25 protein-coding genes and 3 pseudogenes are annotated in these 24,135 nt (G+C 38.6%); 17 read left to right on the forward strand and 11 right to left on the reverse strand.

Annotated elements, in window-relative coordinates; genetic code table 11:
* Positions 1 to 598: hypothetical protein (locus tag HCUR_RS04650; protein ID WP_165780762.1), on the forward strand; the 598-nt coding region annotated here is incomplete at its 5' end.
* A 56-nt stretch (positions 599 to 654) separates the two neighbouring features.
* Here HCUR_RS04650 and HCUR_RS10245 read toward each other — a convergent pair.
* Complete coding sequence (locus HCUR_RS10245; protein ID WP_129591916.1) at positions 655 to 867, reverse strand: His/Gly/Thr/Pro-type tRNA ligase C-terminal domain-containing protein; 213 nt, start codon at positions 865 to 867, stop codon at positions 655 to 657.
* Positions 868 to 987: 120 nt separating this feature from the next.
* Here HCUR_RS10245 and HCUR_RS08640 point away from each other — a divergent pair, with 120 nt between their 5' ends.
* Positions 988 to 2,229, forward strand: a complete 1,242-nt coding sequence (locus tag HCUR_RS08640) for a hypothetical protein (protein ID WP_165780763.1) — start codon at positions 988 to 990, stop codon at positions 2,227 to 2,229.
* 61 nt (positions 2,230 to 2,290) lie between these two features.
* Here HCUR_RS08640 and HCUR_RS04665 read toward each other — a convergent pair whose 3' ends face one another.
* Entirely contained in the window at positions 2,291 to 2,494 is a 204-nt protein-coding gene (locus tag HCUR_RS04665; protein WP_104206974.1) for a His/Gly/Thr/Pro-type tRNA ligase C-terminal domain-containing protein, read from the reverse strand.
* 1,029 nt (positions 2,495 to 3,523) lie between these two features.
* On the opposite strand from HCUR_RS04665, the gene HCUR_RS04670 reads away from it, so the two are divergent.
* Complete coding sequence (locus HCUR_RS04670) at positions 3,524 to 4,276, forward strand: ribonuclease HII (protein ID WP_207760832.1); 753 nt, start codon at positions 3,524 to 3,526, stop codon at positions 4,274 to 4,276.
* A 589-nt stretch (positions 4,277 to 4,865) separates the two neighbouring features.
* Here HCUR_RS04670 and HCUR_RS04675 read toward each other — a convergent pair.
* Positions 4,866 to 5,351: a transposase gene (locus HCUR_RS04675; protein WP_243397280.1), complete on the reverse strand. Its 486-nt coding sequence runs from the start codon at positions 5,349 to 5,351 to the stop codon at positions 4,866 to 4,868.
* 1,339 nt (positions 5,352 to 6,690) lie between these two features.
* On the opposite strand from HCUR_RS04675, the gene HCUR_RS04695 reads away from it, so the two are divergent.
* The 9 genes from HCUR_RS04695 (at position 6,691) to HCUR_RS10250 (ending at position 13,975) form a co-directional block, all read left to right on the forward strand.
* Positions 6,691 to 8,055: an APC family permease gene (locus HCUR_RS04695; protein WP_104206978.1), complete on the forward strand. Its 1,365-nt coding sequence runs from the start codon at positions 6,691 to 6,693 to the stop codon at positions 8,053 to 8,055.
* Positions 8,056 to 8,094: 39 nt separating this feature from the next.
* Positions 8,095 to 8,811: a YebC/PmpR family DNA-binding transcriptional regulator gene (locus HCUR_RS04700; protein ID WP_104206979.1), complete on the forward strand. Its 717-nt coding sequence runs from the start codon at positions 8,095 to 8,097 to the stop codon at positions 8,809 to 8,811.
* Positions 8,774 to 9,787, forward strand: a complete 1,014-nt coding sequence (locus HCUR_RS04705) for a septal ring lytic transglycosylase RlpA family protein (RefSeq protein ID WP_104206980.1) — start codon at positions 8,774 to 8,776, stop codon at positions 9,785 to 9,787. Before HCUR_RS04700 ends, HCUR_RS04705 begins: the two co-directional genes overlap by 38 nt.
* A 49-nt stretch (positions 9,788 to 9,836) precedes the next feature.
* The gene (locus HCUR_RS04710) at positions 9,837 to 10,937 is read left to right on the forward strand and encodes a D-alanyl-D-alanine carboxypeptidase family protein (RefSeq protein WP_243397282.1); all 1,101 of its coding nucleotides are present in this window, start codon (positions 9,837 to 9,839) and stop codon (positions 10,935 to 10,937) included.
* Between the two features lie 14 nt (positions 10,938 to 10,951).
* On the forward strand, positions 10,952 to 11,578 hold the full coding sequence (tmk, locus tag HCUR_RS04715) for a dTMP kinase (RefSeq protein ID WP_104206982.1): 627 nt from the start codon (positions 10,952 to 10,954) through the stop codon (positions 11,576 to 11,578).
* Positions 11,575 to 12,153 carry a Holliday junction branch migration protein RuvA gene (gene ruvA / locus HCUR_RS04720; RefSeq protein ID WP_104206983.1) on the forward strand — a complete coding sequence of 193 codons (579 nt, stop codon included), beginning with the start codon at positions 11,575 to 11,577 and terminating at the stop codon, positions 12,151 to 12,153. The genes tmk and ruvA overlap by 4 nt, the downstream gene beginning before the upstream one ends.
* Positions 12,154 to 13,297: 1,144 nt before the next feature.
* Positions 13,298 to 13,801: a transposase gene (locus HCUR_RS09595; protein ID WP_243397283.1), complete on the forward strand. Its 504-nt coding sequence runs from the start codon at positions 13,298 to 13,300 to the stop codon at positions 13,799 to 13,801.
* The gene (locus tag HCUR_RS09600) at positions 13,773 to 13,919 is read left to right on the forward strand and encodes a hypothetical protein (protein WP_243397281.1); all 147 of its coding nucleotides are present in this window, start codon (positions 13,773 to 13,775) and stop codon (positions 13,917 to 13,919) included. The genes HCUR_RS09595 and HCUR_RS09600 overlap by 29 nt, the downstream gene beginning before the upstream one ends.
* Positions 13,898 to 13,975, forward strand: a complete 78-nt coding sequence (locus HCUR_RS10250) for a hypothetical protein (protein WP_423751895.1) — start codon at positions 13,898 to 13,900, stop codon at positions 13,973 to 13,975. Before HCUR_RS09600 ends, HCUR_RS10250 begins: the two co-directional genes overlap by 22 nt.
* Before the next feature lie 622 nt (positions 13,976 to 14,597).
* On the opposite strand, the gene dnaQ is transcribed toward HCUR_RS10250, so the two are convergent.
* Both dnaQ and HCUR_RS04740 read right to left on the reverse strand, forming a co-directional pair.
* Complete coding sequence (gene dnaQ, locus HCUR_RS04735) at positions 14,598 to 15,275, reverse strand: DNA polymerase III subunit epsilon (RefSeq protein WP_104206986.1); 678 nt, start codon at positions 15,273 to 15,275, stop codon at positions 14,598 to 14,600.
* Between the two features lie 69 nt (positions 15,276 to 15,344).
* A complete protein-coding gene (locus HCUR_RS04740; RefSeq protein ID WP_165780768.1) occupies positions 15,345 to 16,865 on the reverse strand; it encodes an Npt1/Npt2 family nucleotide transporter in 1,521 nt (506 codons plus the stop codon).
* A gap of 445 nt (positions 16,866 to 17,310) precedes the next feature.
* On the opposite strand from HCUR_RS04740, the gene HCUR_RS09185 reads away from it, so the two are divergent.
* Positions 17,311 to 17,490, forward strand: a complete 180-nt coding sequence (locus HCUR_RS09185) for a hypothetical protein (protein ID WP_207760924.1) — start codon at positions 17,311 to 17,313, stop codon at positions 17,488 to 17,490.
* A gap of 278 nt (positions 17,491 to 17,768) precedes the next feature.
* Here HCUR_RS09185 and HCUR_RS08650 read toward each other — a convergent pair whose 3' ends face one another.
* The gene (locus tag HCUR_RS08650) at positions 17,769 to 17,924 is read right to left on the reverse strand and encodes a hypothetical protein (protein WP_165780769.1); all 156 of its coding nucleotides are present in this window, start codon (positions 17,922 to 17,924) and stop codon (positions 17,769 to 17,771) included.
* Between HCUR_RS08650 and HCUR_RS08655 the strand changes: the two genes are divergently transcribed.
* Complete coding sequence (locus HCUR_RS08655) at positions 17,923 to 18,090, forward strand: hypothetical protein (protein ID WP_165780770.1); 168 nt, start codon at positions 17,923 to 17,925, stop codon at positions 18,088 to 18,090. The two genes, HCUR_RS08650 and HCUR_RS08655, sit on opposite strands and share 2 nt — an antisense overlap.
* Before the next feature lie 9 nt (positions 18,091 to 18,099).
* Here HCUR_RS08655 and HCUR_RS04745 read toward each other — a convergent pair.
* Positions 18,100 to 18,204: pseudogene (locus HCUR_RS04745) on the reverse strand (IS5/IS1182 family transposase); the annotation flags it as partial.
* A gap of 687 nt (positions 18,205 to 18,891) precedes the next feature.
* Entirely contained in the window at positions 18,892 to 19,083 is a 192-nt protein-coding gene (locus HCUR_RS07835; RefSeq protein WP_129591799.1) for a hypothetical protein, read from the reverse strand.
* Positions 19,084 to 19,136: 53 nt separating this feature from the next.
* Here HCUR_RS07835 and HCUR_RS09605 point away from each other — a divergent pair.
* Positions 19,137 to 19,256: pseudogene (locus HCUR_RS09605) on the forward strand (IS5/IS1182 family transposase); the annotation flags it as partial.
* An 18-nt stretch (positions 19,257 to 19,274) separates the two neighbouring features.
* Here HCUR_RS09605 and HCUR_RS09860 read toward each other — a convergent pair.
* Positions 19,275 to 19,490 (reverse strand): annotated as a pseudogene (locus HCUR_RS09860) (transposase); the annotation flags it as partial.
* Positions 19,491 to 19,562: 72 nt separating this feature from the next.
* Here HCUR_RS09860 and HCUR_RS04755 point away from each other — a divergent pair.
* Together HCUR_RS04755 and HCUR_RS04760 are read left to right on the forward strand one after the other, a co-directional pair.
* On the forward strand, positions 19,563 to 19,799 hold the full coding sequence (locus tag HCUR_RS04755; protein ID WP_104206526.1) for a hypothetical protein: 237 nt from the start codon (positions 19,563 to 19,565) through the stop codon (positions 19,797 to 19,799).
* An 818-nt stretch (positions 19,800 to 20,617) separates the two neighbouring features.
* Entirely contained in the window at positions 20,618 to 21,730 is a 1,113-nt protein-coding gene (locus HCUR_RS04760) for an MFS transporter (protein WP_165780771.1), read from the forward strand.
* A 751-nt stretch (positions 21,731 to 22,481) separates the two neighbouring features.
* Here the strand turns inward: HCUR_RS04760 and HCUR_RS08660 are convergent.
* Positions 22,482 to 22,631, reverse strand: coding sequence for a hypothetical protein (locus HCUR_RS08660; RefSeq protein ID WP_165780761.1), 150 nt, complete (start codon positions 22,629 to 22,631; stop codon positions 22,482 to 22,484).
* A gap of 107 nt (positions 22,632 to 22,738) precedes the next feature.
* The gene (locus tag HCUR_RS09865) at positions 22,739 to 22,864 is read right to left on the reverse strand and encodes a hypothetical protein (RefSeq protein ID WP_279337660.1); all 126 of its coding nucleotides are present in this window, start codon (positions 22,862 to 22,864) and stop codon (positions 22,739 to 22,741) included.
* Positions 22,865 to 24,135 lie beyond the last annotated feature (1,271 nt).

The following is a 24,135-nucleotide window of genomic DNA, read 5'->3' on the forward strand; positions in this document are numbered from 1 at the left end:
GCAGGAAGCGCAGACCATAGAAGTGAATCAATTTCAAAATAAATTCCTTGATGATACTGGGGGTTCATTAGAGGAGTTGATAATTGCACATCTCGAGTATGCAAATAAGCCCAACAATCCAGAGTCTGTGGAGGACGTAAAGAAAGCGTTACTGGAGAAAGTTGAAAAGCGGAATGAGTCTACTCCTGAGATAATAAAAAATATAAATGAAATATTTACAGGTGCAGGAAATAACCCTCAGAAACTGCAGCAAGCACACCAAGAGCAACCACAAAAAAAGCGGGAACCGCAGCAGGCACACCAAGAGGAAGCGCAAAAAAATCAGGAAGCGCAGAACATAGAAGTGAATCAATTTCAAAATAATGCTCTGCTTGGTTTGGGTGAGTTGAATCCTAAGGAAAAGGAGTTACGAGCACTCTTGATTGATAAGCAGAACGAGGAAAGAAAACAACTTCATAAAGAATTGGATGAAGGATTGAATGAGGTGTATGTAGACCAACAGAAAAATTCGATTTTACAGTTTAGAAATCATTCCGGAGAAGCTAACTCTATAAAAGATAATATCATCAAAAAAGTGAAGCAGAACGAGAAAAATTAAGATTAAAAAAAGTAAATCAAATGCCAAGGTAGGGAGATATTTTGGTATCCCTACCTCTAATTCATATCAGGGTGTTTGAGTACTTCCAGCACTTGCGCCAATAAAAAGCGCATTTCCCTGCCCTCTGTGCGGCCTCGCAAAATAATTTCTTCACGTGCGAGCTCTTCATGGTCGGCAATGATCGCAAAGGAAATTCCCTGTTGGCTGGCATACCTGATTTTCAGACTAAAAAGTAAACGTCTCTTTTTTAGGGAACACAGGTTAGGCAGTACTTAAAAAAGCGTTTATTATTTAACCGCGAGATGATTAAATGTTTTAATATTTTTCCTATTGACAGGAAAGAGCTCTTTGTTTAGAGTGATAATCTAGACTTTAGTTAAGAAAATCTCATGAAAAAATTAAATTTCAAATACATCTATTTTTTAGCGATGATGAATTTTGGAGCCTTTGCTATGTTAACTCCACAGCAAGCAGAGCAGAATAAAAGGGATTTTTTGATTGATTGTGAAATTTTTCAAAATGAATATCCGGGTATATACAAAATATCCGCGAAGGATTGGAAAACGATTAAAGAAGAAGCTCTTCGCTATGTTTCACAGTATGTTGAAAGAAGTAAGATTGATTTTTTTAAAATCGGATTTCGTAAACTAATATCGGAAACACTAGTACAAGTAAAACCAAGCGATGGTTCAGATATTGCAACTAAAATAATAATTAATATGAAAGACAGGCTTGATTATATCTTCAATGAGTATTATCGTTACATAAGCAATAGATCAGAAGCACTGCTTCCGTATAATGTGGCTAAATTGGATACATTGGTAGAGTCACATTTTAAATATGCACGTAAATTCAGAGATCCAGCGGTTTTGGCTCTTATAAAGGGCGACTTAAATGATACACTTCTAAAGCGGCAAAAGGAGCGAGACGATTGTACTCCTGAGGTGATAGAAAAGTTTATGAACGATCCCGCGTTTCAGAGGTTAGGTCATCAACCCCAGCAGCTAGAGAAACAACAGCAGCAGGTACAACAAGAGGAAGCGCAGAACATAGAAGTGAATCAATTTCAAAATAAATTCCTTGATGATACTGGGATTTCATTAGAGGAGTTGATAGTTAAATATTTAGAATTGGCAAATACGCCCAACAATCCAGGGTCTGTGGAGGACGTAAAGAAAGCATTACTGGATACACTCAAAAAGCGGCAGGATTGTACTGCTGAGATAATAAAAAGTGTAAATGAAATGTTTAAAGGAACAGGCAATAACTCCCAGAAACCGCAGAAGGAACAACAGCAGCAGGCACAACAAGAGCAACCGCAAAAAAAGCAAAAACAACAGCAGCAGGTACAACAAGAGGAAGCGCAGAACATAAAAGTGAATCGATTTCAAAATAATGCTCTGCTTGGTTTGGGTGAGTTGAATCCTAAGGAAGAGGAGTTACTAGCACTCTTGATTGGTAAACAGAACGAGGAAAGAAAACAACTTCATAAAGAATTGGATGAAGGATTGAATGAGGCGTATGTAGACCAACAGAAAAATTCGATTTTACAGTTTAGAAATCATTCCGGAGAAGCTAACTCTATAAAAGATAATATCATCAAAAAAGTGAAGCAGAACGAGAAAAATTAAGATTAAAAAAAGTAAATCAAATGCCAAGGTAGGGAGATATTTTGGTATCCCTACCTCTGATTTATGTGAGTTCTTGAAATAATTCAGGGTATTTCAGTACTGCCAGCGCTTGCGCCAATGAAACGCGCATTTCCCTACCCGCTGTGTGGGCTCGCAAAATAATTTCTTCACGTGCGAGCTCTTCATACTCGGCAACGATCGCAAAGGAAATTCCCTGTTTGCTGGTATACCTGATTTTCACTAAGCAAACAGTCCGGTAAACCATTGTTCTAACCTATTGAGGATTATTTTAATGAAGGATAGCGGAATAAACGCTTTGGCTGATGCAGTAGAGCGCTTATAAATCTTTGGATAATCTTCTAAAATGATCTAACCACGGAAATGAATGCTCTACAAGCCCGCCATTCCTGGACCTTAACCCCCTTAGTGTGTTCTCCATGGTGTACCATGCTAAGAAAAACTCCTTGCGTATGAAGATAAACCTATTGGTGTAGATCCTTGATGCGCTAAAATGTTCACCAGCCTTAGAATTTTTTTCTTTAAGCCAAATAAGACTCTTTTGGCACACGTGCTATCATGAGAGCTAGCGCTGTGCACATCACCATTGAGCGGCGAGCTCAAGGTGTTGACTCCTAGGTGTCTTTTTTACTACTTTTTTGCCTCCATCATACTCTTGCTTTTCAGTGTTTAAAAGTCCGTGGGTGCACGCTCTGGCTATGGATGATTTCTATACTAAAATTTTTCTCTTTTCCTCTCTTGATTTTGAGGATATCTCTGGGTTTATCCATCAATACTTGAATGATTTTTCGATGCTTTAGACTATTAAAGTTCTTCAGTACTCTTTTTCATGGTCTACACTCTTTAGAGAAAGCCCTCCAAACCAGCTATTTCGTGATATAAACTATGCCGCTCCATACCCGCCTAGCATCCTTAGGCTGCGGCCTTACTTGCTTTTTCTTGCGCTTGTTAATCTCTTCTTCTATAACTTGCTACGCTTCATTTTTTAGATCACTTGTATCACTTTTTGACCTCTCTCGCCTCTCTGTGATGTCAATCCTATCCTTTATTCCTATTCTTTCAATTCCCCTATTCAAGATAAATAACTATAGAAAACGTTCAAATTTGGAATAAGATGACCGTAATGAATCTGGTGTTTTGGATAAGTTTGGTTAAGTTAAATTACAACAAATGCGAGCAGCTAAGGTGCTTAAGAATTTCTATAGGTTGCAGCGTGATTTATTGAATGAGATTATCGCTGACTTTAACTACAACATTTATTCCAAGCATGCGTCACATGAACGCACAATTTCCTGGGGCGATCAATGCTCAACGCTTAGCTTATATTCTCATTTTCTTGCGCTCGAAAATAGGCTCTGGTAAACTGAGTCCTATATCTACAAAGAACGGTGCTTTTATCAAGAAATCTGCTACGTTTCACTTTGAAGCCGAGTTAGAATACAATCAGGTAGCTGGCGTTGATGAAGCTGGCTACGGTGCTTGGGCGGGTCCAGTGGCAGTATGTGCGGTCATGTTAAATGTAGAATCTTTTCCAGAAGAGTTGAAGAAAGTAGTGTATGATTCAAAATATCTTAACGCAAAGACACGCACTTATATTCACGATACATTTATCGCCAATCCAAGATACGGAACTTTTTCCATTGAAATGGTGTGGCCTGAAGAAATTCATTATCACAACGTGCTTCGAGCAACCCTTTACGGCATGGAGCGTGCTTTAATGAACCTGAAGCCTAGACCTTATCATGTACTGATTGATGGACCAAGATCTATTCCCTTTTTAACTAAAGAGATTACGCAGCACCCTCTTATTAAAGGAGATCAAAAAAGTTATTCCATAGCTATGGCAAGCATTATTGCAAAAGTAAAAAGAGACACGTTGATGGATACATTGCATACCCACCATCAATACTATGGCTGGAATACCAACAAAGGATATGGGACACTTAAACACACAGAAGCGTTAAAAGTTTTTGGTTCTTGCCTGCATCATCGTAAAGGATACAAAATTAAGGCATTAAAAAATATTTAAGTAACGGGTTGAAGAAGTAAGATTTAAAAAAAATATTTAAGCAGTCGTAACACATTCTTCATAAAATCTTAAAACAAGCTTTTTCATACAAAAAGACTTACTAGAATTTCTTTCTTTGCAGGCTAAATCATGTGTTTTTAATTTTAATCATGTATAGCCAAATAACGATAGAATAGCTATAATAAAAGAGAAAATATTTAAAAATATCGTATTCATTGGATTTTCTTCGTAAAGGGTTAGGCACTAAGAAGAAAGAAGGGATGAGCTATGAAAAATCGGCTAGACGTTTTAAAATGGGTAAGCAGACTATAGAGGGAGTACGCGTTTAGAACCGAAATTTGTTCGCTATAAGCCAGCCAGAACAATAGACATGAAACTGTTTAAAACACCCTTTCACGATGGATCCTGATGCTTATAAGCCAACGTGAGCAGAGCGTTTTGAGGGTAGGCCTGTTGGTATTTTGAAAGCCCTGGGACGTCTTAATATTCGCTATAACAAAAAAAACCTTAGAACCTATTATTTATGGATGAGCGATCCGCTTTATCAAGCGTATAGAATTAGGGAGCATCACCCTATTTTCGAGAGCGGTTACAGCAATTTCGTACGCTTTAGACAATTTTGAATAGTGATTGAGCCAAGCAACGCTTCGTTCAACAACCCATCTTTTGGCGAGTGCAGCCCATCCTGGGGTTCTGAAATTTCAATTGTATTGTTCAGAATGTTTCTCACAAACTCTACTATAGTTTTTCGATATCCGGTATCGGCGCAAATACTTTTGAGTGTCGGATAGTATTGCAGAGCCTTTTGAAAAATATTGCACCCCCTTACTGTATCATGTTGATTCGCGTCATGAATAGTAACGTGCACGAGAGTGCCCTGTGTATCCATAACACTATGGTGTTTACGTCCCTTTTTTTTCCCTCCATCAATGCCGCGTTGTTCATAAGCCCCGGCAGTTTTGACACTGTGTGAATCAATGCTGCGATAGCTCAAGTCTTCACTTTCACCAGCCGTGATTTGACGTATCTTGACAAGGGCGCTCAGTACTTTTCCTATATTCCTTTGATCCTGCATCTTTGATAAAACGAATGTACAGTGGAGTATGGCAGAAAATCTTTAGGAAGGATTCACCATGGGTAGTCGCTCTTTATTATGTAGAATACTCTATTAACATGCTCTTTCTTTTGGTGTTTACTTTTATTACCATCCTTGCTCCATTCAAAATGATCTTTAATTAGCTTCCATTTATGAATCCCTCATTCTTATTACCGCCAAACTTGACTATACTCCCTCCTTTTATTCATGCATACAGGTTCTAAGATAAAAGGGTGAACGTTAAGTAAAAAGGTGAAAACAGTATGGGAATATCCTGAAAAGCAGTCCCGAGAGGAATAAGGTACACAAACATTGTAAAACATCCAAGCGCTTTGTTAAGAGTATTGGGTGTGACCTCACTCAACACAAAAAATAAGCGACATAAGATATCTTTTGTAGAAAAAACAAATTTTGGACTGTTACAAAAGACCGGCGGTGAAGTTAACATTGCTGATTTATTACCCAAGTTAGAGGCAACAATATTATGTGGATATTCTTTTTGGCATTGATGAGTCTGGGGTTTCTAGTATAATCGAGAAATTGAAGTCTATTTTAGCCAAAATCATGTCCATCAAAAAGAATGCTACCTTAAGCCAAGTTAAAATTGAGTGTCCCTTAGACGCACTCAGCAACCCGTCAAAGGCTCTTAAAGACATAAAACCCCTTATTATTCTGGCCAAAAAAATCGTCCTACCCTGAAAACAAAAATAAACTTTCTGGGCTAAGGACACGTCCTTCATGTCTGTACAGTCTTACCCCAGAGACATTCAGACTTTTACTGTTTTTAACGCTGAAGAATATCCCCCAAAAGAGGGCCAGCTTTTCGTTGATTTTGGGGCGATCAAGGTATTGCGGACAGTCATTCGAATGCCAATTTTTCCTATAAATCCAACAAAAAAGTCCTTGAACTGTGAGGAAAAAACAGACAACGCCCCGCTCTCTTGCTTTTAGGCCCTAGTGAAATGATCTCAAATCGCTAGCGCAACACAATCATGGTTTACAGTATAAAATACACCATCATTGCCGATATTGTGAACCTCAAAAATGGCTTCCTATAAGCGTCTCGAATAAAAAGAAAACTTTTTTCGGAAACTATTTTTTTAATTACGCAGCAGATTTACCGATCGTTATCACCCTAAATAGGGTAAGAAAATTCGAAGGATTTGGCCATTATAAGGTACGGTAAAAAAAGCTTTTTTTGAAAAAGCTTGAATTGAATATTTTTTTCCGTTCTTTTCTTGAACCCTATACTGTTAAGGAGTCAGAATGTTTAACTTTGTCGCGTATTCTCCAAGTATAGAGAATAAAAAGATGTACCATGCAGATATCAAAAAGATCTTACATGAGCCCGCTTGCGGTGGTGGCTTTGGTCATCGGGTTGCAATTAGGCTCTGCTTTATTTTTATTGCCTTCCGAATTAGCACCTTATGGTTCTTTGTCTGCGTTAAGCTGGTGTTTAAGTGGCCTGGGCGCCTTAAGCCTTAGTTTTATCTTTATTGCACTCTCTAAATGCGATAAAGCCTTAGGTGGACCTTCGGTATATGTTGAGAAAGCATTTGGTCTCAGAGCTGGATTTTATGTGGCCTGGACGTATTGGGTTATTTCTTGGATTAGTGCGATTCCCTACTTATTGCTTTCAGTCAAAGCTTTAGACCAAATTTTACCTTGGCCTCTTTCACTGCTTCAAGAAATGATGCTTATCGGGGTAATTTTATCAAGTATTACTCATTTAAATTTAAAAGGCGCCGTCATTGCGGGAAGAGGGGAAATTGTATTCACTCTGTTAAAAATTATTCCTTGGATATGCATTCCTGTGATTCTAATGCTGGAGTACGGATTTCCTAAATGGGTATTACCCAGTGCTATTTCCACGCCTTTGGGATTAAATAAAGCCATGGTCATCACTTTTTGGGGATTTGTAGGATTTGAAGCAACCACAACCATTACTCACTGTCTGCGGCATCCCGCGCGCGTTTTACCTTGGGCATTAGTACTGGGGACTTTATGTGTCATTTGCATATATTTTTTTAATACTTGGGTTTTAATGGGGGTCATGCCTTTAAAAGCATTAATGCAAGATCCTAACCCTTATGGAACTTTATTTGAAAAAATGTGGGGACCTGGAGGAAGAATTTTGTGTGCTCTTCTTGCAACGATAACCTGTATTGGCACATTAAATTCTTGGATCTTAACGTGTGGTCAAGTCATTTCTGTAGCAGCAAAAAGCAATGTTTTACCTCAATGTTTTGGATCTCAGTCTAAAATTGTGCACAAAAATTTTGGTGTTTGGTTAACATTTTATGTCATGCTGATTACTACATGGGTGATTCAAGCGTTAAATTTTGAAAAAACCTTGGCTTTGTTGGTGGAATTTTGTTGCGCGGTATTTATTGGGGTATATTTTGTATGCTTGGTATCCCTCCTATGGCTTGTCTCTAAAAAGCGAATCCGTTTAGCATTTTGGATGTGGCCTGTGTGTGGAATAAGTTTCTTGTTTTGTGTAGGCTCTCTATGGGATATTTCTGGAATTTTATGGTTAGGTGCTGGAGTAATTGTAGCTTCCGCTTGGTTAATGGAGTTCGTAAGTACGTTGATACTTCCTTACAAACTTTTCTCTATTTTTCCATTAAAAGAAAAGAAGATTTCTGGATCCCCTGTTGGAAAGGACCGGGATTTAGGTTAGGATATCAGAATAATTGAATCCTAACTGTGTACACCGCGTATGGCAGGACATTCGCAATTTAAAAATATTATGCATCGAAAACATGCTCAAGATGCAAAGCGTTCAAAAGTATTTGGAAAATTTCTCCGGGAAATCAGCGTTGCTATCCAAGAGGGAGGGGGAAGAGACCTTACCGCAAACACCGCGTTACGTGCTGCAGTAGCAAAAGCAAAACAAGCTAATGTTCCCAATGCGAACATCGCACGGCTACTCAAAGGGAGCACGCCGGAAGATCGTGTCTATGAAAGCATCCGTTATGAAGGATTAGGTCCTGCAGGAAGTGCACTTATTGTAGACATCATTACTGACAATCGCAATCGCAGTGCTTGCGATATCCGTACCCTATTTCACAAGCATGGAGGGCGTATGACAGAAGCCAATACCGTTGCTTTTATGTTTGAGCGTAAAGGAATGATCTTGTATGAAACGCATTCTGTATCGAAAGAGGCGCTCATATTATTCGCTTTAGATGCCGGTATTCAAGATACAGAAGAAGCGGACGATACGTGTGTGTTATTTTGTCCACTAGAACAGCTCCATCAGATCGCTGGAAAGTTGGAAAAAATGTTTGGAAGTTCCAAAGAAGTCCAGGCGGTATGGTGGCCTCATCATTGGATTGAACTACCCGACACTGAATCTTATGAAAAGCTAGATCAATTGCGAGCAGCCCTTGATCATCATGATGATGTTCATCATGTCTGGGATAACGTTGTTTAACCCCACACTTCGGGTCAAAAAGCGAAATAAAAGAGGGATAAACTGGGGAATTTTTGGCACACTTTATGCATTACTTACTGGATGCGATCCCTCTGAAGAAAGAGTGTACTCGCGAAAAGGGACTTCTCACAGACGTCCTTATTGTATAAAAGGCGTGTGGTATTATCCTCAAAGCCATTATCGCTTACAAGAAGAAGGTATGGCGTCCTATTACGGCATTAACGATGGTGAGCATGAAGGACCAGATGCGATGGGGGGAACTTACAATATGCATAAAATGACTGCAGCCCATAAAACGTTACCGCTTCCTGCGGTAGTACAAATTCATAACATGAAAAATGGTCGAAGTGCCCTGGTTGCGGTGACAGATCGCGGGCCTTTTGTGGAAGGCCGTATTATTGATGTATCTGTGAAAGCTGCTAAAACCTTAGGATTTTTTGGTGCAGGGGTTGCGCCAGTACGTATTCAGACGCTGGAAAAGGAAAGTAAAGTTTTAGCCCAATTAGCTCAAAAAATTTCGTTAAAGTCCACGAACTTATCAGATCTGTTGCCTAAAGTACGTGAAGTGTGTCAAAGTACTCAAGTCTCTATCACATCCATTCCAGTGGATCCTTCGCTTTCTCAAAAATCGGTCGTTCACATGCCAGAAAGTCAAAAATTTGTTACTCAGCCGGGTAGTCACAAGTCTGCAGTATATCGCTCGAATGTACAAAATCCAACCCCTGAGATACAAAAAAAGCTTTTTGTTTCCATTAGTCATTTATCTTTTGATGAAGCCATGTGGGTAAGAGCTCAAAGCGTTACGTTTCATTGGGGGCATCCAAGAATAAAAAAAGTGGCGCACCTAGGATCTAAACCCTTTATAACGCTTTTAGGTCCTTTTCTGAACCAGGCTCAGGCTCAAAAAGCGTTAAGTTTTTTTATAAAATATCGTATGTCTGCGGTCTTGTTACCCTTAATCTTAAAAGGAGGATAAAATATTAATGCACTTTTCCTTGCTGTATTCCAGGATCGTTTTGGGCTCTATGTGTTTTCTGTTTAAGGTTCCTGCATATGCTTTACCGAAATTTCCTACCTCCCCACCGCTGATCTATACCAGTGCACCTTTTGCTTTGGTGATGGATGCACATTCTGGAGCCATACTCTTAGATAAAAATGCTAACGTCCCCATTCCTCCTTCTTCCATGACAAAGTTACTTACGTTATATATTTTATTCGATGCAGTACGAAAAGGACATTTTCAGTGGAGCAGTTCCATTTTTGTTTCACAGGATGCTGCAAAAAAAGAGGGTTCTCGTATGATGTTGATTCCTCATCAAAGCGTTCTGCTTAAAGATTTAGTTTTAGGAATTATTGTCTGTTCAGGAAATGATGCCAGCAGTGCCTTTGCGGAAGCTTTTTCAGGAAGTGAAGCTCAGTTTGCGCTTCATATGAATCGTGTAGCCCAAGCACTGGGTGCAAAAAGTACTTATTGTGTGAACGCTTCTGGACTTCCTCACCCCCAACACAAAAGTACGTGTCAAGATTTAGCTTGGATTGCTCGACGTATTTTTCAAGAATTTCCTCAGTACTACCCCTATTTTAAACTAAAAGAATTTACCTTTAATAAGATTCGTCAATGGACAAAAAATCTTTTAGTTCGTAAAGGGCTGGCAGACGGAATCAAAACGGGAAAAACCGAGTCAGGAGGATACGGCATTGTGGCTTCCGCTCAACGAAAAGAACAAAGATTTATTGTAGTATTAAATGGTATGAAGACAGAACAGGAAAGATTTCAGCAAACGAATGCCTTGCTCAACTGGGCGTTTAGTCGCTTTATTACCGTGAAGCTTTTTGATGCCAACACTGTAGTAAAGGAAATTCCTGTGTTTGCTTTGAATAAGAAGGTAGGACTTTTTACGCCTTGTAGTATTAGGGTGTGTATCCCTAAATACCAATTGAAAGATGTAAAGGTAAAAATTATACATTATAACGGAGTCTATGCTCCTGTATACAAAGATAAACCATTGGGGGAGATACAAATTTTTATCCCTGACGCACCCAAGCAAGTGTTTAAGCTCTATTCAACTCAGGAAATTATTTTAAAAAGTTGGTGGCGCCGTGCTTTATACTGGGTAGGAATTTAAAAGAGCACACTATTATGGATGTTAGGAAATTTATTACTTTTGAGGGTGGAGACGGAACAGGGAAAAGTGTTCAGATTGAAAAGCTTTATCAGCGATTAAAACAATCCTATGCTCTTGTTCATCTAACACGAGAACCTGGAGGAACTGTCTTGGGTGAAACGTTACGCACTCTACTATTGAATACTCCAGATCTTTACTCTAAAACATTATGCGCTTTGTTTGTTGCTGCTCGACAACATCATTGGATGACAGTCATTAAGCCGGCTTTGGAACAAGGATTTTGGGTGTTGTGCGATCGTTTTATTCACTCCACCTTTGTATATCAAGGACTGGTGGGAGGCTTAGAATTTTCTTTTATTCGATTACTTCATGAGCAATTGGAGACGTATATTTTTCCTGGCTTAACCTTTGTACTACAAGCCAACCCTAAAATAAGCTATGAACGGTGCAAAAAACGACACTACCATCAAACAAATTATTTAGATCAACAAAGCTTTTTTGTACATTGTGCAATAGAAAATTCCTATAGGCAGCTTAATTTGGGGAACATTATACAGATTCCTCCCAACACCCTGGAGAAAACCGAAATAGAGGTCTGGAAAAAGTTTCAGAACTATCTCTTGGATAAAGCTGTACTATGATCGGATACCTGAGTGGTCGTATTATTAAACGTCAGCCTCCTTTTATTGTACTGGAGATCCAAGGTATTGGGTACGTAGTGTACGTGAATTATCGGCAGCTAGAAACTTGGGGAGAGACTGTGAGTTTATGGATTGAAACTGTACCCCGAGAGCATCAAAGTGAATTATATGGGTTTACATCTCCAAAAGAGCAGCGTGCTTTTGTACAGCTTCAAAAAGTTCCAGGGTTAGGACCAAAAGTAGCATTAGCCATTCTAGCTTCTTTCGATGACGTAAGTGAACTTTATAGTGCTATTCATCACCAAAACATTGTGAGATTTAAAATGATTCCAGGTATTGGCGCCAAGTTAGCTAGCCGTATTGTACAAGAGCTTTATTCCGCAGTACCAGAAGAGGTAGAGATCCTTGAGGAAGATTCTGCGATGAATACAGCACTCCACGCGCTTTGTGCTTTGGGATACGATGCACAGATTTCTCTCAAACTTCTTCATCAGCTGGCGAAAGAGGAAACAGCGTCCATGGATGCGGAAAGCTATGTACGCCATGCCTTAAAACGTTTACCTCAGTGTTCTTAATAACTTTTTGTACTGCGCCTTTTCAAATGCGAACTGTAATGACTTTCTCGGCCTCATGTAGTGATATATTTTTTGATCTATCGTTAAGCGTGTTTTCTATACATTTTGTTTACTGATCCGATACATTAGTAAAACTTGTTTTTTTAGGGGAGTATTGACGAAGCAGGCTATAGTAAATTTAGCGTACAGATAGGATTTGAAAAAATTGAAGTAAGGCTTTATATCGTTCATTACATTGAGTAATAGTACTTTTAATTCCTCGTTTCATGAGAGCCCAGAATTTTTCAATGGGACTCAGATCAGGAAACTATGGTGGTAAGAATACTAGCCCGCAGCCAAGCGTTAATATTTTTTCGATCAATGTAGATAATGATTGAATCTACACCTCATAAGCGCTGCTGCTGGTGCTTTAACACAACACAGAAACTGGTATGCCAGAACAAGAGCTATAAAGAAGAATTGAGGAACAAGCTGCATGCCATAGCTCAAAAATGGGATTAGATTTTTTGTAATTTGAAAAAAATGAAATGATCACAAGACAAGCGCAAAAATAATTATGGTTAGTAAAATTAGGGTAAGTGGATAGCAGATAAGCTATGAAAAAAAAGGAGTCATCAAGCCTAAAATGCAATTAGGCAGTAAAAAGAAACCATAGATCTAAATTAGCTAAAAATGTATGTTTTGGGCTTTAGTGATAAAAAACCTTTACTTTTGGGAAGGCTTTTGAAGCAATACATATCAAGAAACAATCAACGATATAGGGCCTGAAAGTCTTGTATAGAGTGACGAAAGTGGTATTGAGATGAGACTTTTAAAGGCAAAGGGTGGGGTAAAAAAAGTGAAAAGCGCCTAGGTAAAAAGCATAGAATATATTCCAAAAGAACCCATAGTATCATTGGAACAATAAATCGATCGCGCTGATAGTTTTTCATGGTTCTTGTAATATCGATTTTTTTAATCATTGAGGAGCAGAATGTTGAATCAAAGCGCTAAAACTCTGATAAGGAGTGATCTTGGATTATGCCTCATTTCATAAGGCTTATTAGATACCTGTATTCATGGCTAAACGGAGGCAGTATAGTCAAGCTTGAAGGTAATAAGAATGAGAGATCCAAGGGATTTAACAGATGATAAATAAGCGCTCATTAAGGAGCATTTTGCATGGGGCAAGTACGGTAATAAAAGTAAACACCAAAAGAAAGAGCGTGTTAATGGATTAGTTTACATAATAAGGAGCGGCTGCCCATGGCGAATGCTTCCTAAAGATTTTACGCCATACTTTCCTGTACGGTCGTTTTATCGAAGATGCAGAATCAAAGGAATATGGGAAAAAGTACTGAGCGAGTTTGTTAAGATACGTCGAATAAAGGCTGGTGGAAGTGAACACCCGAGCTATCGCAGGATTGATTCACACAGTGTCAAAACTACCGGGGCTTGTGAACAACGCGGCATTGACGGAGGAAAAAACCTAAACGCCATAGTGTTGTGGATACATAAGGCAGTGCACGGTACTGTTGATAACGCTAATCACAGTAGGGGGGTGAAATGTTTTTTAAGGGGCTCTGCAACACTATCCGACACTCAAAGGCGTTTGCGCCGATGCCGGGTATGGAAAACCCATGCTAGCGTTTGTGGGAAACGGTCTTAACAAGACCATTGAAATTTCAGAACCCCAAGATGGGCTGCGCTCGCCAAAAGATGGGTCGTTGAACGAACCTTTGCTTGGCTCAATGATTATCCAAGGTTGTCTAAAGCGTACGAAATGACTGTAGCCGCTGTGGAAAACAGAGTGATAATCGCGCGCATTCTATGCGCTTATTAAGGCGGATCGCTAATCCATAAATCCAGGTTCTAAATCCTATAGAGAAATTTTAGGCTAATATGAAACGTTGGATTCAGCGTAATATTACTCACTGTACTGAATGATATAAAGCTTTACTGCGATTCTTTCAAATCCTATTTTCAAGCTAAATTACTATATGATCAAGAATTGTACAAAGAATGCAATTAAGTGAGCCCATGTTCAATAATCTAGACACCTGACCACTAGGGATGGCGCGCTTGACATTTCATATCTGGCTTTTGCTTTTCTTTCTGGAACTGAGCTATAGATAAAATAGATGTCAACACTGCTCTATCTTATTTTTTTCAAGGGAATGTTCAGGAATACTAGAACTAAAATCTTGAAGTGATGGCTTGAACGTGGAGCATAAGACACACTTCACCTTTGATCTACACAGGTTTTACGGTGTTGTAGAGATAGTACAAGATGGTTACAGTGTGATACTAAAACACGATTAATAAAGTTATTAGTGTGATTTTCGTAATCATTTATAAACATACTTTTTAACTTGTCTCCCAAAGTGCCGTTTTTTCCAAAGACTCTTGTTCGACAATATTTATACTGCAGGAAAGCGTTTTTCTTCTAGGTATCGATTAAAACGTTAGCGTTTCAGTCTATCCATGGCCTCTTCATGCATAAGGACTTCCTGACTACTGATAGAAAATTGACGTTCTTGACGCGTTCCCAATGAGGCATAGCGTTCTAACGATCCTTCTTGTGTTTCTATTAAATCTCTAAACTCAAATACATTTTGCTCTTTACATAATTCTTGATATACAGAACACAACAACTCTGCATCTAATAGCGCGCCATGATAAGTACGCTCTGCTAAACTAATTCGAAAGCGACGGCATAACGCATCCAAACTGGCAGGAGAACCAGGAAATTTTTTTCTTGCCAGCACCAAAGTATCCTCTACAGGATTAGAGAGTTCTTGTTGAGAAACTTGCGCCAATTCCCAATTTAAAAAAGTAGTATCAAAGCGTGCGTTGTGAATAACCAAAACTTGTTGTCCAATAAAATTTAAAAAATTTTTATATATTTTACAAAACGTAGGATATTGACGTAAAAAACTCCAACTTAATCCATGAATTTCTTTAGACCCTTCGGGTACTTCTCGTTCTGGATTCAAATAAGCGTGAAATTTATCTACGACAACACCATTAACAGTTTTAACGCACCCAATTTCTACAATTCGGTGTGCTCCGTAACTATCTCCTTTTAACGTAGATAGCCCTGTGGTTTCCGTATCCAAAAAAATTCTTACAATACTCGACATATACCTAATCTTAAACCATGTAGAGAGGATAGGTAAGCATAAAATCTACCCTCCTCTTTTAAACTCTCTTTAAACGTCTTTAATATGCTCGGTTTCCATTACTTTCTTAGCATAAGCAATGGCTAGTTTGTTCACAGCCCAGATCCACCACCAAGTAATTCCCACCAAAATACCGCCCAAAACCGGAACAGAAAGCTGGGGAACACCCAAACCACCGGTGGCAGCATTACAAACAAGCTGCAATACGCTCCCTCCTGATTTACCAGCACGGCCACCAATAACATCAATAGCCGCTTTTCCTTTTACTTTTTCTTCCTCATCTAGGGGGATATACGCCATTTCTTTTGTGGGATCAAAAAGGGCGTATTTTACCCCTTTGGTGAGAACATTTTGTACTAAGCCAAGACCTACAGCCACCGTTAATGTGGAAGTACCAAAGAGCTCGCAAAATCCGCCTAGATAATCTTTGAATACCACAAATAAAAAGAATCCCACACCAGTCACCATGGTAACCCAGGGTGTAATATTTGCAGAAAAACGCCATCCTAGGGATTGTACAAAGTTTTTACTGAACAAAATGAAAACCATAGTTGTGATTCCCGTTCCAATAAACATTTTTCCCATGAAGGCGTTGTAAGCATTCTTGTCTCGAATGCCTGTGATGGGATCAGAAAAGTAATTTCCTACGCTCTCTTTCCATGTTACTTCTACAATATTGATAGTAATACCATAAGCCAACATTAAAATAGCGATGTACATGAGGTACCTAGATTTTAATAAGTACACTGCACTTTCCTTTAAAGAAAGTTTCGGTTTAGATTTTTTTCCCTTCGCATCCATACCTTTTTGTGCGTCGGTCAGAACTTTTGTGTTCAGCCACCAGTAAGCACAAACAATAGCAATACACGCAAGCACCATGCAGGCGCAATACAAGCGAAGTTGGGGACCAAAATCCTTCTCTCCTGAAGCAAGACGCTCAGGTTTTAAAAAATTTTCACTAAACGCGGTTAATGATCCCGCCGCCACAAGTCCTAAATTAGACCAAAATCCGTATACAGGATAAAATCGTTTCGCTTGTACCGTAGGCGTAATCTGATTGGCAAACTGCCAAAAAAGGAGAGCTATTCCCATATTTCCCCATAACTCCGCCATCATATAAAATAGTGAATAATTCCAGTACGCTACAGCCGGAAAAAAATCTTTTAATAAAGGATACGCTTGTTGACAACTTTTTATCCAACTAACCGAAAGATTGAAGTGCTCATGCATAGGGTACAAAACAAACCCAAATAAGAAAAAATACACCGCAAAAGGAAGAAGGGTGGCAAAATAAAGTTTTTGTTTACTTAAAATATTACTTAGTTTTGCATACCCGATGACCGCCAAAATAGAACACGGTGTCACCAACCCCAACTTCACCCAAGGCAAAACTTGCCCACTGGATCCAAGAGAATTCACAAGTAAAGAATCTTTGACATTACGGGCTACGGTATAATTAAACAAAACAGAAAACATAATGACCACCATAGGAAGAAAAATGTTCATTTCCTCCGGATAAACGGGCCATAATCGTTCTCTCCATTTACTCATGCGGGGCGTTAACGAATTTGACATAATGCCTCAACTTTTTCTAAAGCACAAATGCTTTACGACTGCTTTTCTCTACCATCATACCACTCCAATACTGAAAATTCTATAGCAGTTTATAATTTTGATAGCAATTGTCATTTTGAATAAATGAGGAAAAAGGTTCAGTTCTTCTATAATGAAATTAGAAGCTTAAAATGATCAAATATTTGATAAATATTTTAAAAAATAGAGGCTGGCTTTGCAGTGCAGAGCAACACTTTAGAGTATGTGTTAAAAAGACCAGCACAGAAAAGAGGTTCCTATAAGAGGAGATACATAAATTGATTAGGATGAAGGAGTAAAGCTGACTCAGTTAATACAATGGGAGTCTCCTATAAGGAAAAGTGCAATAGTGTTAAGCTGTTGAAGATCTGCGCTACAGCGTGCACTCGAAGACAACAAGGGCGTGCTTGTTGGGTATTGGCCAGACATTACCCAGAAAAAGGGTGCGCAAGAATGCCGTTTTAGGGAAAATACTTTAGACCGGGGTACTCAACTTCAAGAGTTTGTATTAATCCAATTACGGGATACTCGAGCCAATTTCCGGCCATTTGTGCAGCCAAAATCTTTCTTTCAGGCAGGTTAGCTGAGACCATTAATTTTTGGATTTACGGAAAGACTCAGCGTAGGGAGATGCTTGAGCACTTCTTTCCAGGTCACAAAACCAAAAGTAGTTTTCGAAAAAGAAAAATGATCTGGACAGAGTGAGATTCTTCACCGTATCTCATCCAAAATGTGTTCCAAAGTAAAAAAATTTAGCTATTGGAAAGCACATGTCTTTTATGAAAACGTTCACCACATACGGGTGCTTCGTTAACGTAAGAGACTGTTTAGGCCCGCTATTTCACTCATAAGAAAAAAATTCTATAGCCAAATCAACATACAATGACCATGAAAAATAGAGAGGAAATAACACATCGATGGAGTAATTTCAGGATGTTCTAATGTCTTTAGCCTAAGCCCATTATTTTCAATGGGATTAGGCTCAGGAGAATACGGGAGGTCAATAAAGGAAACCATGACCAGCGCTTTCACTCATCGGCTGCCTATCTTTTCTCTTGTGGAAAAAAGCATTGTTCATGACACTACCCCTTTTGTTTTCCCCCCCCATCATGAATCCCCTAACAAGGCCTTCCCTTCCAAGAATAGCCGTGCGTCTGTGGCATATCCTAGGACTTTTCGCTAGATAGTGTCGTTACGAGATATTGAGCCAAAGGGCAAGACAGCGTATTTGGGCGGCTGCAAGAAAGGAGGAGCTGTTTTTGGCGTATCGCGTGGCGATTCCTCTCCATCGCTTAAGAGTAATCAAACCTAAAGCACAATTAGATAGAAAAATAAAAATGAATCCAAATCAGCTAAAAATAAATATCAATAAACGATCAAATATAAAGCTTTATAGGACCTGAAAATCTTGTATCGAGTAACAAGAGTAGTACAAAGACGACTCTTTGCAAAGAGAGGAGCTTGGATAAGATAAGCAAAACACTGGTTGGTAAAAAGCGTGGGAATGATCACAAAAAAACCTAAACACCGTTGAATCAAAGAAATAAGCCTAATTTTGGATCATACCTCATTGCATAACGCTTATAAGAAACAGTCACGCAAACCGTTTGTTTACCCTATGGAGGATTATTTTAGTGAAGAATAGTGAAATAAATGCTTTGGCTGATTCAGTAGACCTCTTATAATCTTTGGATAGCCTCCTAAAATGCCTTAATCAAGCAAATGCACGCTCTACAACCTGTCGCCATTGTTTTACAATGCTCAGTAAAGATCCTTACGTATGAAGATAAACCCACTAATTTAGATCACTTTGATAGCCTTGATGTGCTAAAATGTTCACCAGCTTTACAAAGTTTTCCTTCAAGCCAAATAAGACTCTTTTGGTACTCATACTATCATGAGGCTTAGCGCTTGTGCACATCACCATTTAGCGAATAGCCCAAGGTGTGAACCTGTCCCTTTCTTGCTTCTATCTCTTCATTGTTTAAAAGCGCGTGAATTCACGCTCTGACTCTCCATCAATTCCTATGCTAAAAATTTGCTCTTTTCCCCTCTTCATTCTGAGGATAGCTCTGGGTTTATCCATCAATGCTTGAATACCCCCTTTATGGTTTAGCCTGTTCAAGTCATTCAATATTCTCTTCCATGACTTAAACGCTTTAGATAGTGTCGTCACGAGAGTAAACCTATGCTAGCATGAGGTATAGAATGAGTCAATGAAAGGTTTTTATGATAGGCGCTCACCGACGCCATGATATGTCAGATCACATATGGAGTCTTTTAGAGCCACGATTGCCTGGGCGAAAAGGTTTCTGGGGAGGTATCGCCCCTGATAATAAACTTTTTATCATGCAAGAAGGCATTTTCAACACGATGTCTGATCTTGTACAAGTCTTGGTCATAGAAGCGCTGTTCTTTTCGCTTCTTTTTTGCAGGAATCACCGCTTGAATGGTTTGACTGTTTGCCATGTCTAATACAGCATCTGCATCATAGCCTTTGTCGGCTAAAAGACATTGGGCGTTTATGCCCTCAATAAGAGCCTCAGCCTGTGTACAATCAGCTGTGCTATCTTCTGTAACAATCTAACGGAAAGTCCCAGGATATGCCACAGACACACGGCTATTCTTGGAAGGTAACGCGTTGTTATAGGATTCATGATGGGGGAAAAACACACAACACATGCTATAGGCGCGCTTATCGGCGCCACAATAGTTGCGATGGGTCTATTGAGCGGGTCAGTCAATGCTAATGTTTTTATTTGTTGGGTAGAACATATATTACTTCCTAATCTTCCAAACAAAAGGGGTAGTGTCATGCACAATGCTTCTTTCCACAAGGGAAAAGATAGGCAGCCGATGAGTGAAAGCGCTGGTCATGTTTTCCTTGATTGACCTTCCGTATTCTCCTGAGCCTAATCCCATTGAGAAATAATGGACTCAGGCTAAAGACATTAGAACATCCTGCACTTGCTCTATCGATGCGTTATTTCCGCTCTATTTTTCATGCTCATTTTATGGTGACTGGGCTGTAGGGTTGATTGTTTCATGAGATGTATTGCTTCGTAGGCCTCCCCAGAGGTACAAGGGGGTTATCGCTAAAGCACCCCTTTTCAAGCTCACTCTATATTTTTAGCGGATTTGGATCTATGGTTTCTGTGCTGCCTACAGGTGCTTTAGGCTTGAGGACTTGTTCTTTTTAGCGTATTCACCCCTGTACTTACCCTACTTTTACGCACCATAACGATTACTGTGCCCGTCTTTTCATCATTTAATTCTATTTTAAACCTACAGTACTACATCTAGCGTAAATTTTACATTTCGTTTTTCCTTGAAAGCTTTCGGTACTTTTTGTAAGTGGAACATGCTAGCGTTAGAACAAATATAAAGTACGCATGAGCACGTTTACTTAAGAATACTGTATGCACGACATAGACAACAGTTCACGAATCGGAATATACGGTTCTCAAGGAACTCGAATTAGGGTACTCTTTTAAGATAACACATCTTGAATACACCTTTTTTGGACAAATTGAAATTGTTTTTTAGTTTTTTGAAATTAAAATTTTTTGTGGTATAATCAAAAAGTTTTTTGTAGTAGGAGTAAAGCGTTCAATACCATCCGACTAAACTGGCTTGTACCTTGCCTAAGACTTAGCATTCCGCTCTTATTTTTTGGGTATCAGTTTATGCTGAGGCGATGGCCAGGCTTGATGATAAATACCATAATGCAGCAACTTTCTATAAGTGCTACGCAGTTTGGTGTGTTGGCTTCTATGTATTATTATGGATATGCTGGCATGCAATTACCCATTGCCTTTGTTATGGGACGTTGGGAAATGCGTACTATACTGTGCGGTTCTGCACTATTGTGCGCTCTGGGTCTTAGTATATTAACTTATACACATCAGCTTTATCTGGCCATGGGAGCTCAATTTTTGATCGGAAGTGGAGCTGCAGCAGGCTTTTTATGTACGGCAGAAGCTATTTCTTTGTGGTTTCCCAAGGAACGTTATGGTCAAGTCATGGGGATCTCTGTGGCGTTGGGGTTGCTTGGGGCGGTGTATGGAGGACAACCGATCCAGGGGTTATTGGACGCCTATCATTGGCAATATGTAGCTTGGGGAATCTCGGGTATAGGATGTGTTATTGCAATTGCTGCGTTATGTTTACCTTCTTCTATAAAATCTCATACCCATGCTTCAGGACACACTACCGAATTTCATCATGTTTTCAAAAATCCAATGCTTATTGCTTTAGCAGTAGCAAACCTTTTAATGGTGGGAGTATTAGAAGGGTTTGCCGATGTGTGGGCAGGTCCTTTTTTAATAGAAAGTTACGGACTATCTGCTGCTAAGGCAGCAGGAGTAGCCTCTTGGATCTTTAAAGGGATGATGCTTGGAAGTCCTATCCTGTGTTTTTTAGCAAAATATTTAGGAAATTATACTATTATTATAGCTTGTGGTGCGGGGATGAGTGGTGCTTTTTTTACTCTGTTGTATAGTGCCGTTCCATCTTGGAGTCTTCCTCTATGGTTTTCTATACTTGGTGTGGGCTGCTGTTATCAAGTCCTTGTATTTGTTGCAGCAAGAGATTGGTGCCCCTCCTACAGACTCAGTGCAGGTATTGCCTTCCTCAATGCTGTTAATATGTTAGGAGGCGCATTTTTTCACCCTATAATTGGATTTTTTATTGATGATATGAAATCTAGTTATACTCTATTAACAACTTATAGGTATGCGTTGAGCGTAGTGCCTGTGTGCGCTATTATAGGGACGGTTATGGTTGCATTTATTGCAATATACTATAGGAGGAAACTACGATAAAAAAATTTTTAAACGACTTAAAGTAGTTTATATAAATAAATGTTCAACGTAAGAAATAGCTTGTACTCCAAATAATACTTCTTTTTTCAGTCTACGGATGGGCTAAGAAACACTGTATTTAAGAGACACAGATACTTACATTTTCCGCGTTAACAACAAAACTTAACTTTTAAGTGTTTTTATACTTTCTTTAAGGTACTCTACAAGAATCCGGAAAGCCTTATTGTGTGGTCTTTTATTCAGGGGTTTATTTTTACTTGATTGATATAGCAATTTTTTTTTAATTTTGGACCTTTTGATAAACTAAGTGAATAAGTTAGCTATCTTTTGAGAGATTAGGCCCTTACTTAAAAATCATAAAATTTTACACTGATTCGAGGTGATACTAGAAGACGTACACGATATTTCTTTTCCGTTTCATACGTATTGCTTATTTTTAATGGAGAGACTTTATATTGCCTGAAGAGCAATATTTGGGCTACTTTGAGTACAGTTTATGGCTTGTGAAGCACCTCGATAACAAAACTTGATTAACCATATTAAAGCGAAGGAATAAGTATCATAAAATAAGGGGACAAGAACTGGTATATTATTGATGTTAGCGATTGATTATTGATTAAACCTGGTATAGTAATTTAGCTGAAAAATAGGATTTAAAAAAATTAAAGTAAGGCCTTATATCATTCCGTACATTGAATAATGGTAATCCATCATTTCATATTTAGCCCATTATTTCTCAATGAAATTAAGGTCATGAGAATAAAGAGGAAAGTAAAGTATGAACAGCGTTCTTAATCATTTTCTGCATAGCTTTACCTTGATGGAAAGCAGCGTTATCCATGAGAATACCACAGTTTTCTGGGATATTGGTGAGGACCATTTCCTCTACCCAACAAATCAATACCTATACAGCCGTAAGCAATCCAATGTCCCCTAAAGTCGTGATATCGTGTTCTAAACAGTCCATTTTCATTGTGCAGGCCGGCTTAGAGCAAAACTAATGCGATTCTAAAGCCATACTCCCTCTATGGTCTGCTGACCCATTCCAAAACGTCTACTTGATTTCTCATAGCTCACCCCTTCTTTCTGCTTAATTCCTAAACCTTTACGACGAAAATTCAATGAATACGACATCTTTAAATATCTTTTCTTTTCTGCTATTATAATCATTCTATTGTTATTTGAATATATTCTCCCCAATGATTAAAAAGAGTCCTATTGCAAGACCTGTTATTGCTGTTATGGATTGAGTGTCCACTAAGCCATTATAATATCTGTTTCTTTTATTAATCATTACCATAGTTTTACCTTAGGCACTGTTTACTTTTATTACCCATCTCTTATCTTTGCAAATCGTCATCTTTATACTACGCGCGTTACTCTATACAAGACGTTCAGGGGGTATCTCTTGTATTCCTTACTTATCTCGTTTTGTTAACGTGCTTCCACGTCGGTGAAGTGTTTTTATCACTAAACCCTAGCGATTTTAACCAATATTTTGCACCACTGGCACGCATGCCAAATTCACCAGTACTATCCCTCTGCCCTGTCATCGGGATGGTTCTTGACATAACGAATAAGAGATCCTAACTCTATGGATGGGGTTACTCCTAGAGGTTAGTATATATCAAAACCTATTGATGCTTTTTTTGGCTGTTACCTGCTTTGATAAAATTTATCACTTTTTCTCTTAACTCTATGCTGTATGGGCTCGTTGACATATTTTACCTTTTTTGATCCTTCATATATCATTTTTTATATTATAATTCAAATATTATTACTAGATCATTTTAAATCATTTCAGTATACCGATGACATTTTCATGGATTACTCTTTGGTGAGCAAGTTTTTTGATTGTTCTGCTTATTCTCCTGTATTAAAGAGTTGTTCTTAGTATTCTTCTTTGGTAATTTAGGTGTTTTATGCAGCTTTTCTATGCCTTAATAGCTAATATCAGTCATAGCTTTTATGTTAAGGTTTATCTTTTTTTCCACTTCTTAAAATCATGACGCTTACGCTTTGTAAAAGCGTTTCGTTTAATACTAATCTAAAAATAATTATCTGATGGAAGTTTTTCAAATCTAAACAAACGTTTTCCGTCGGGCTTCCCTTGCAGCGCTTTGAGTTTTTCTGGGTTTACTCAACATGATGAAGATTCAATAAGAAACACACTATCCCTAGAAATTTTTATATATTCTGTATTTTTTTTCTCTGTACAGGACAAAAGTTTATCTCCCTGTAAATACCCGCTCAATTACAGTGTTTTGATTAAAAATTGACGCAATATCATTCACGAAATTGTTAACCGAACGATCAATTTTAAAAAATAATTCCCGCAGCAGATCCAAGCCAACGCGTAACACGCTTTTTTCCAAACGACCATGCTTTTTCTTTTTGCTAGGGGC

Source organism: Holospora curviuscula, from assembly GCF_002930195.1.
GTDB lineage: Bacteria > Pseudomonadota > Alphaproteobacteria > Holosporales > Holosporaceae > Holospora > Holospora curviuscula.

What these genes read in the sequence shown, in the direction of transcription:
- HCUR_RS08650 (WP_165780769.1), bottom strand. Translation starts at nt 17,924, where the DNA reads ATGGTTTCCTTTATTGACCTCCCGTATTCTCCTGAGCCTAATCCCATT.
- HCUR_RS08640 (WP_165780763.1), top strand. Translation starts at nt 988, where the DNA reads ATGAAAAAATTAAATTTCAAATACATCTATTTTTTAGCGATGATGAAT.
- HCUR_RS09865 (WP_279337660.1), bottom strand. Translation starts at nt 22,864, where the DNA reads ATGTCGTATTCATTGAATTTTCGTCGTAAAGGTTTAGGAATTAAGCAG.
- tmk (WP_104206982.1), top strand. Translation starts at nt 10,952, where the DNA reads ATGGATGTTAGGAAATTTATTACTTTTGAGGGTGGAGACGGAACAGGG.
- HCUR_RS04710 (WP_243397282.1), top strand. Translation starts at nt 9,837, where the DNA reads ATGTGTTTTCTGTTTAAGGTTCCTGCATATGCTTTACCGAAATTTCCT.
- HCUR_RS04705 (WP_104206980.1), top strand. Translation starts at nt 8,774, where the DNA reads ATGATGATGTTCATCATGTCTGGGATAACGTTGTTTAACCCCACACTT.
- HCUR_RS04695 (WP_104206978.1), top strand. Translation starts at nt 6,691, where the DNA reads ATGCAGATATCAAAAAGATCTTACATGAGCCCGCTTGCGGTGGTGGCT.
- dnaQ (WP_104206986.1), bottom strand. Translation starts at nt 15,275, where the DNA reads ATGTCGAGTATTGTAAGAATTTTTTTGGATACGGAAACCACAGGGCTA.
- HCUR_RS08655 (WP_165780770.1), top strand. Translation starts at nt 17,923, where the DNA reads ATGACCAGCGCTTTCACTCATCGGCTGCCTATCTTTTCTCTTGTGGAA.
- HCUR_RS04740 (WP_165780768.1), bottom strand. Translation starts at nt 16,865, where the DNA reads ATGAGTAAATGGAGAGAACGATTATGGCCCGTTTATCCGGAGGAAATG.
- HCUR_RS04755 (WP_104206526.1), top strand. Translation starts at nt 19,563, where the DNA reads ATGATGGGGGAAAAACACACAACACATGCTATAGGCGCGCTTATCGGC.
- HCUR_RS04665 (WP_104206974.1), bottom strand. Translation starts at nt 2,494, where the DNA reads ATGGTTTACCGGACTGTTTGCTTAGTGAAAATCAGGTATACCAGCAAA.
- HCUR_RS04675 (WP_243397280.1), bottom strand. Translation starts at nt 5,351, where the DNA reads ATGCAGGATCAAAGGAATATAGGAAAAGTACTGAGCGCCCTTGTCAAG.
- HCUR_RS09600 (WP_243397281.1), top strand. Translation starts at nt 13,773, where the DNA reads ATGCTAGCGTTTGTGGGAAACGGTCTTAACAAGACCATTGAAATTTCA.
- HCUR_RS04700 (WP_104206979.1), top strand. Translation starts at nt 8,095, where the DNA reads ATGGCAGGACATTCGCAATTTAAAAATATTATGCATCGAAAACATGCT.
- HCUR_RS04760 (WP_165780771.1), top strand. Translation starts at nt 20,618, where the DNA reads ATGATAAATACCATAATGCAGCAACTTTCTATAAGTGCTACGCAGTTT.
- ruvA (WP_104206983.1), top strand. Translation starts at nt 11,575, where the DNA reads ATGATCGGATACCTGAGTGGTCGTATTATTAAACGTCAGCCTCCTTTT.
- HCUR_RS04670 (WP_207760832.1), top strand. Translation starts at nt 3,524, where the DNA reads ATGAACGCACAATTTCCTGGGGCGATCAATGCTCAACGCTTAGCTTAT.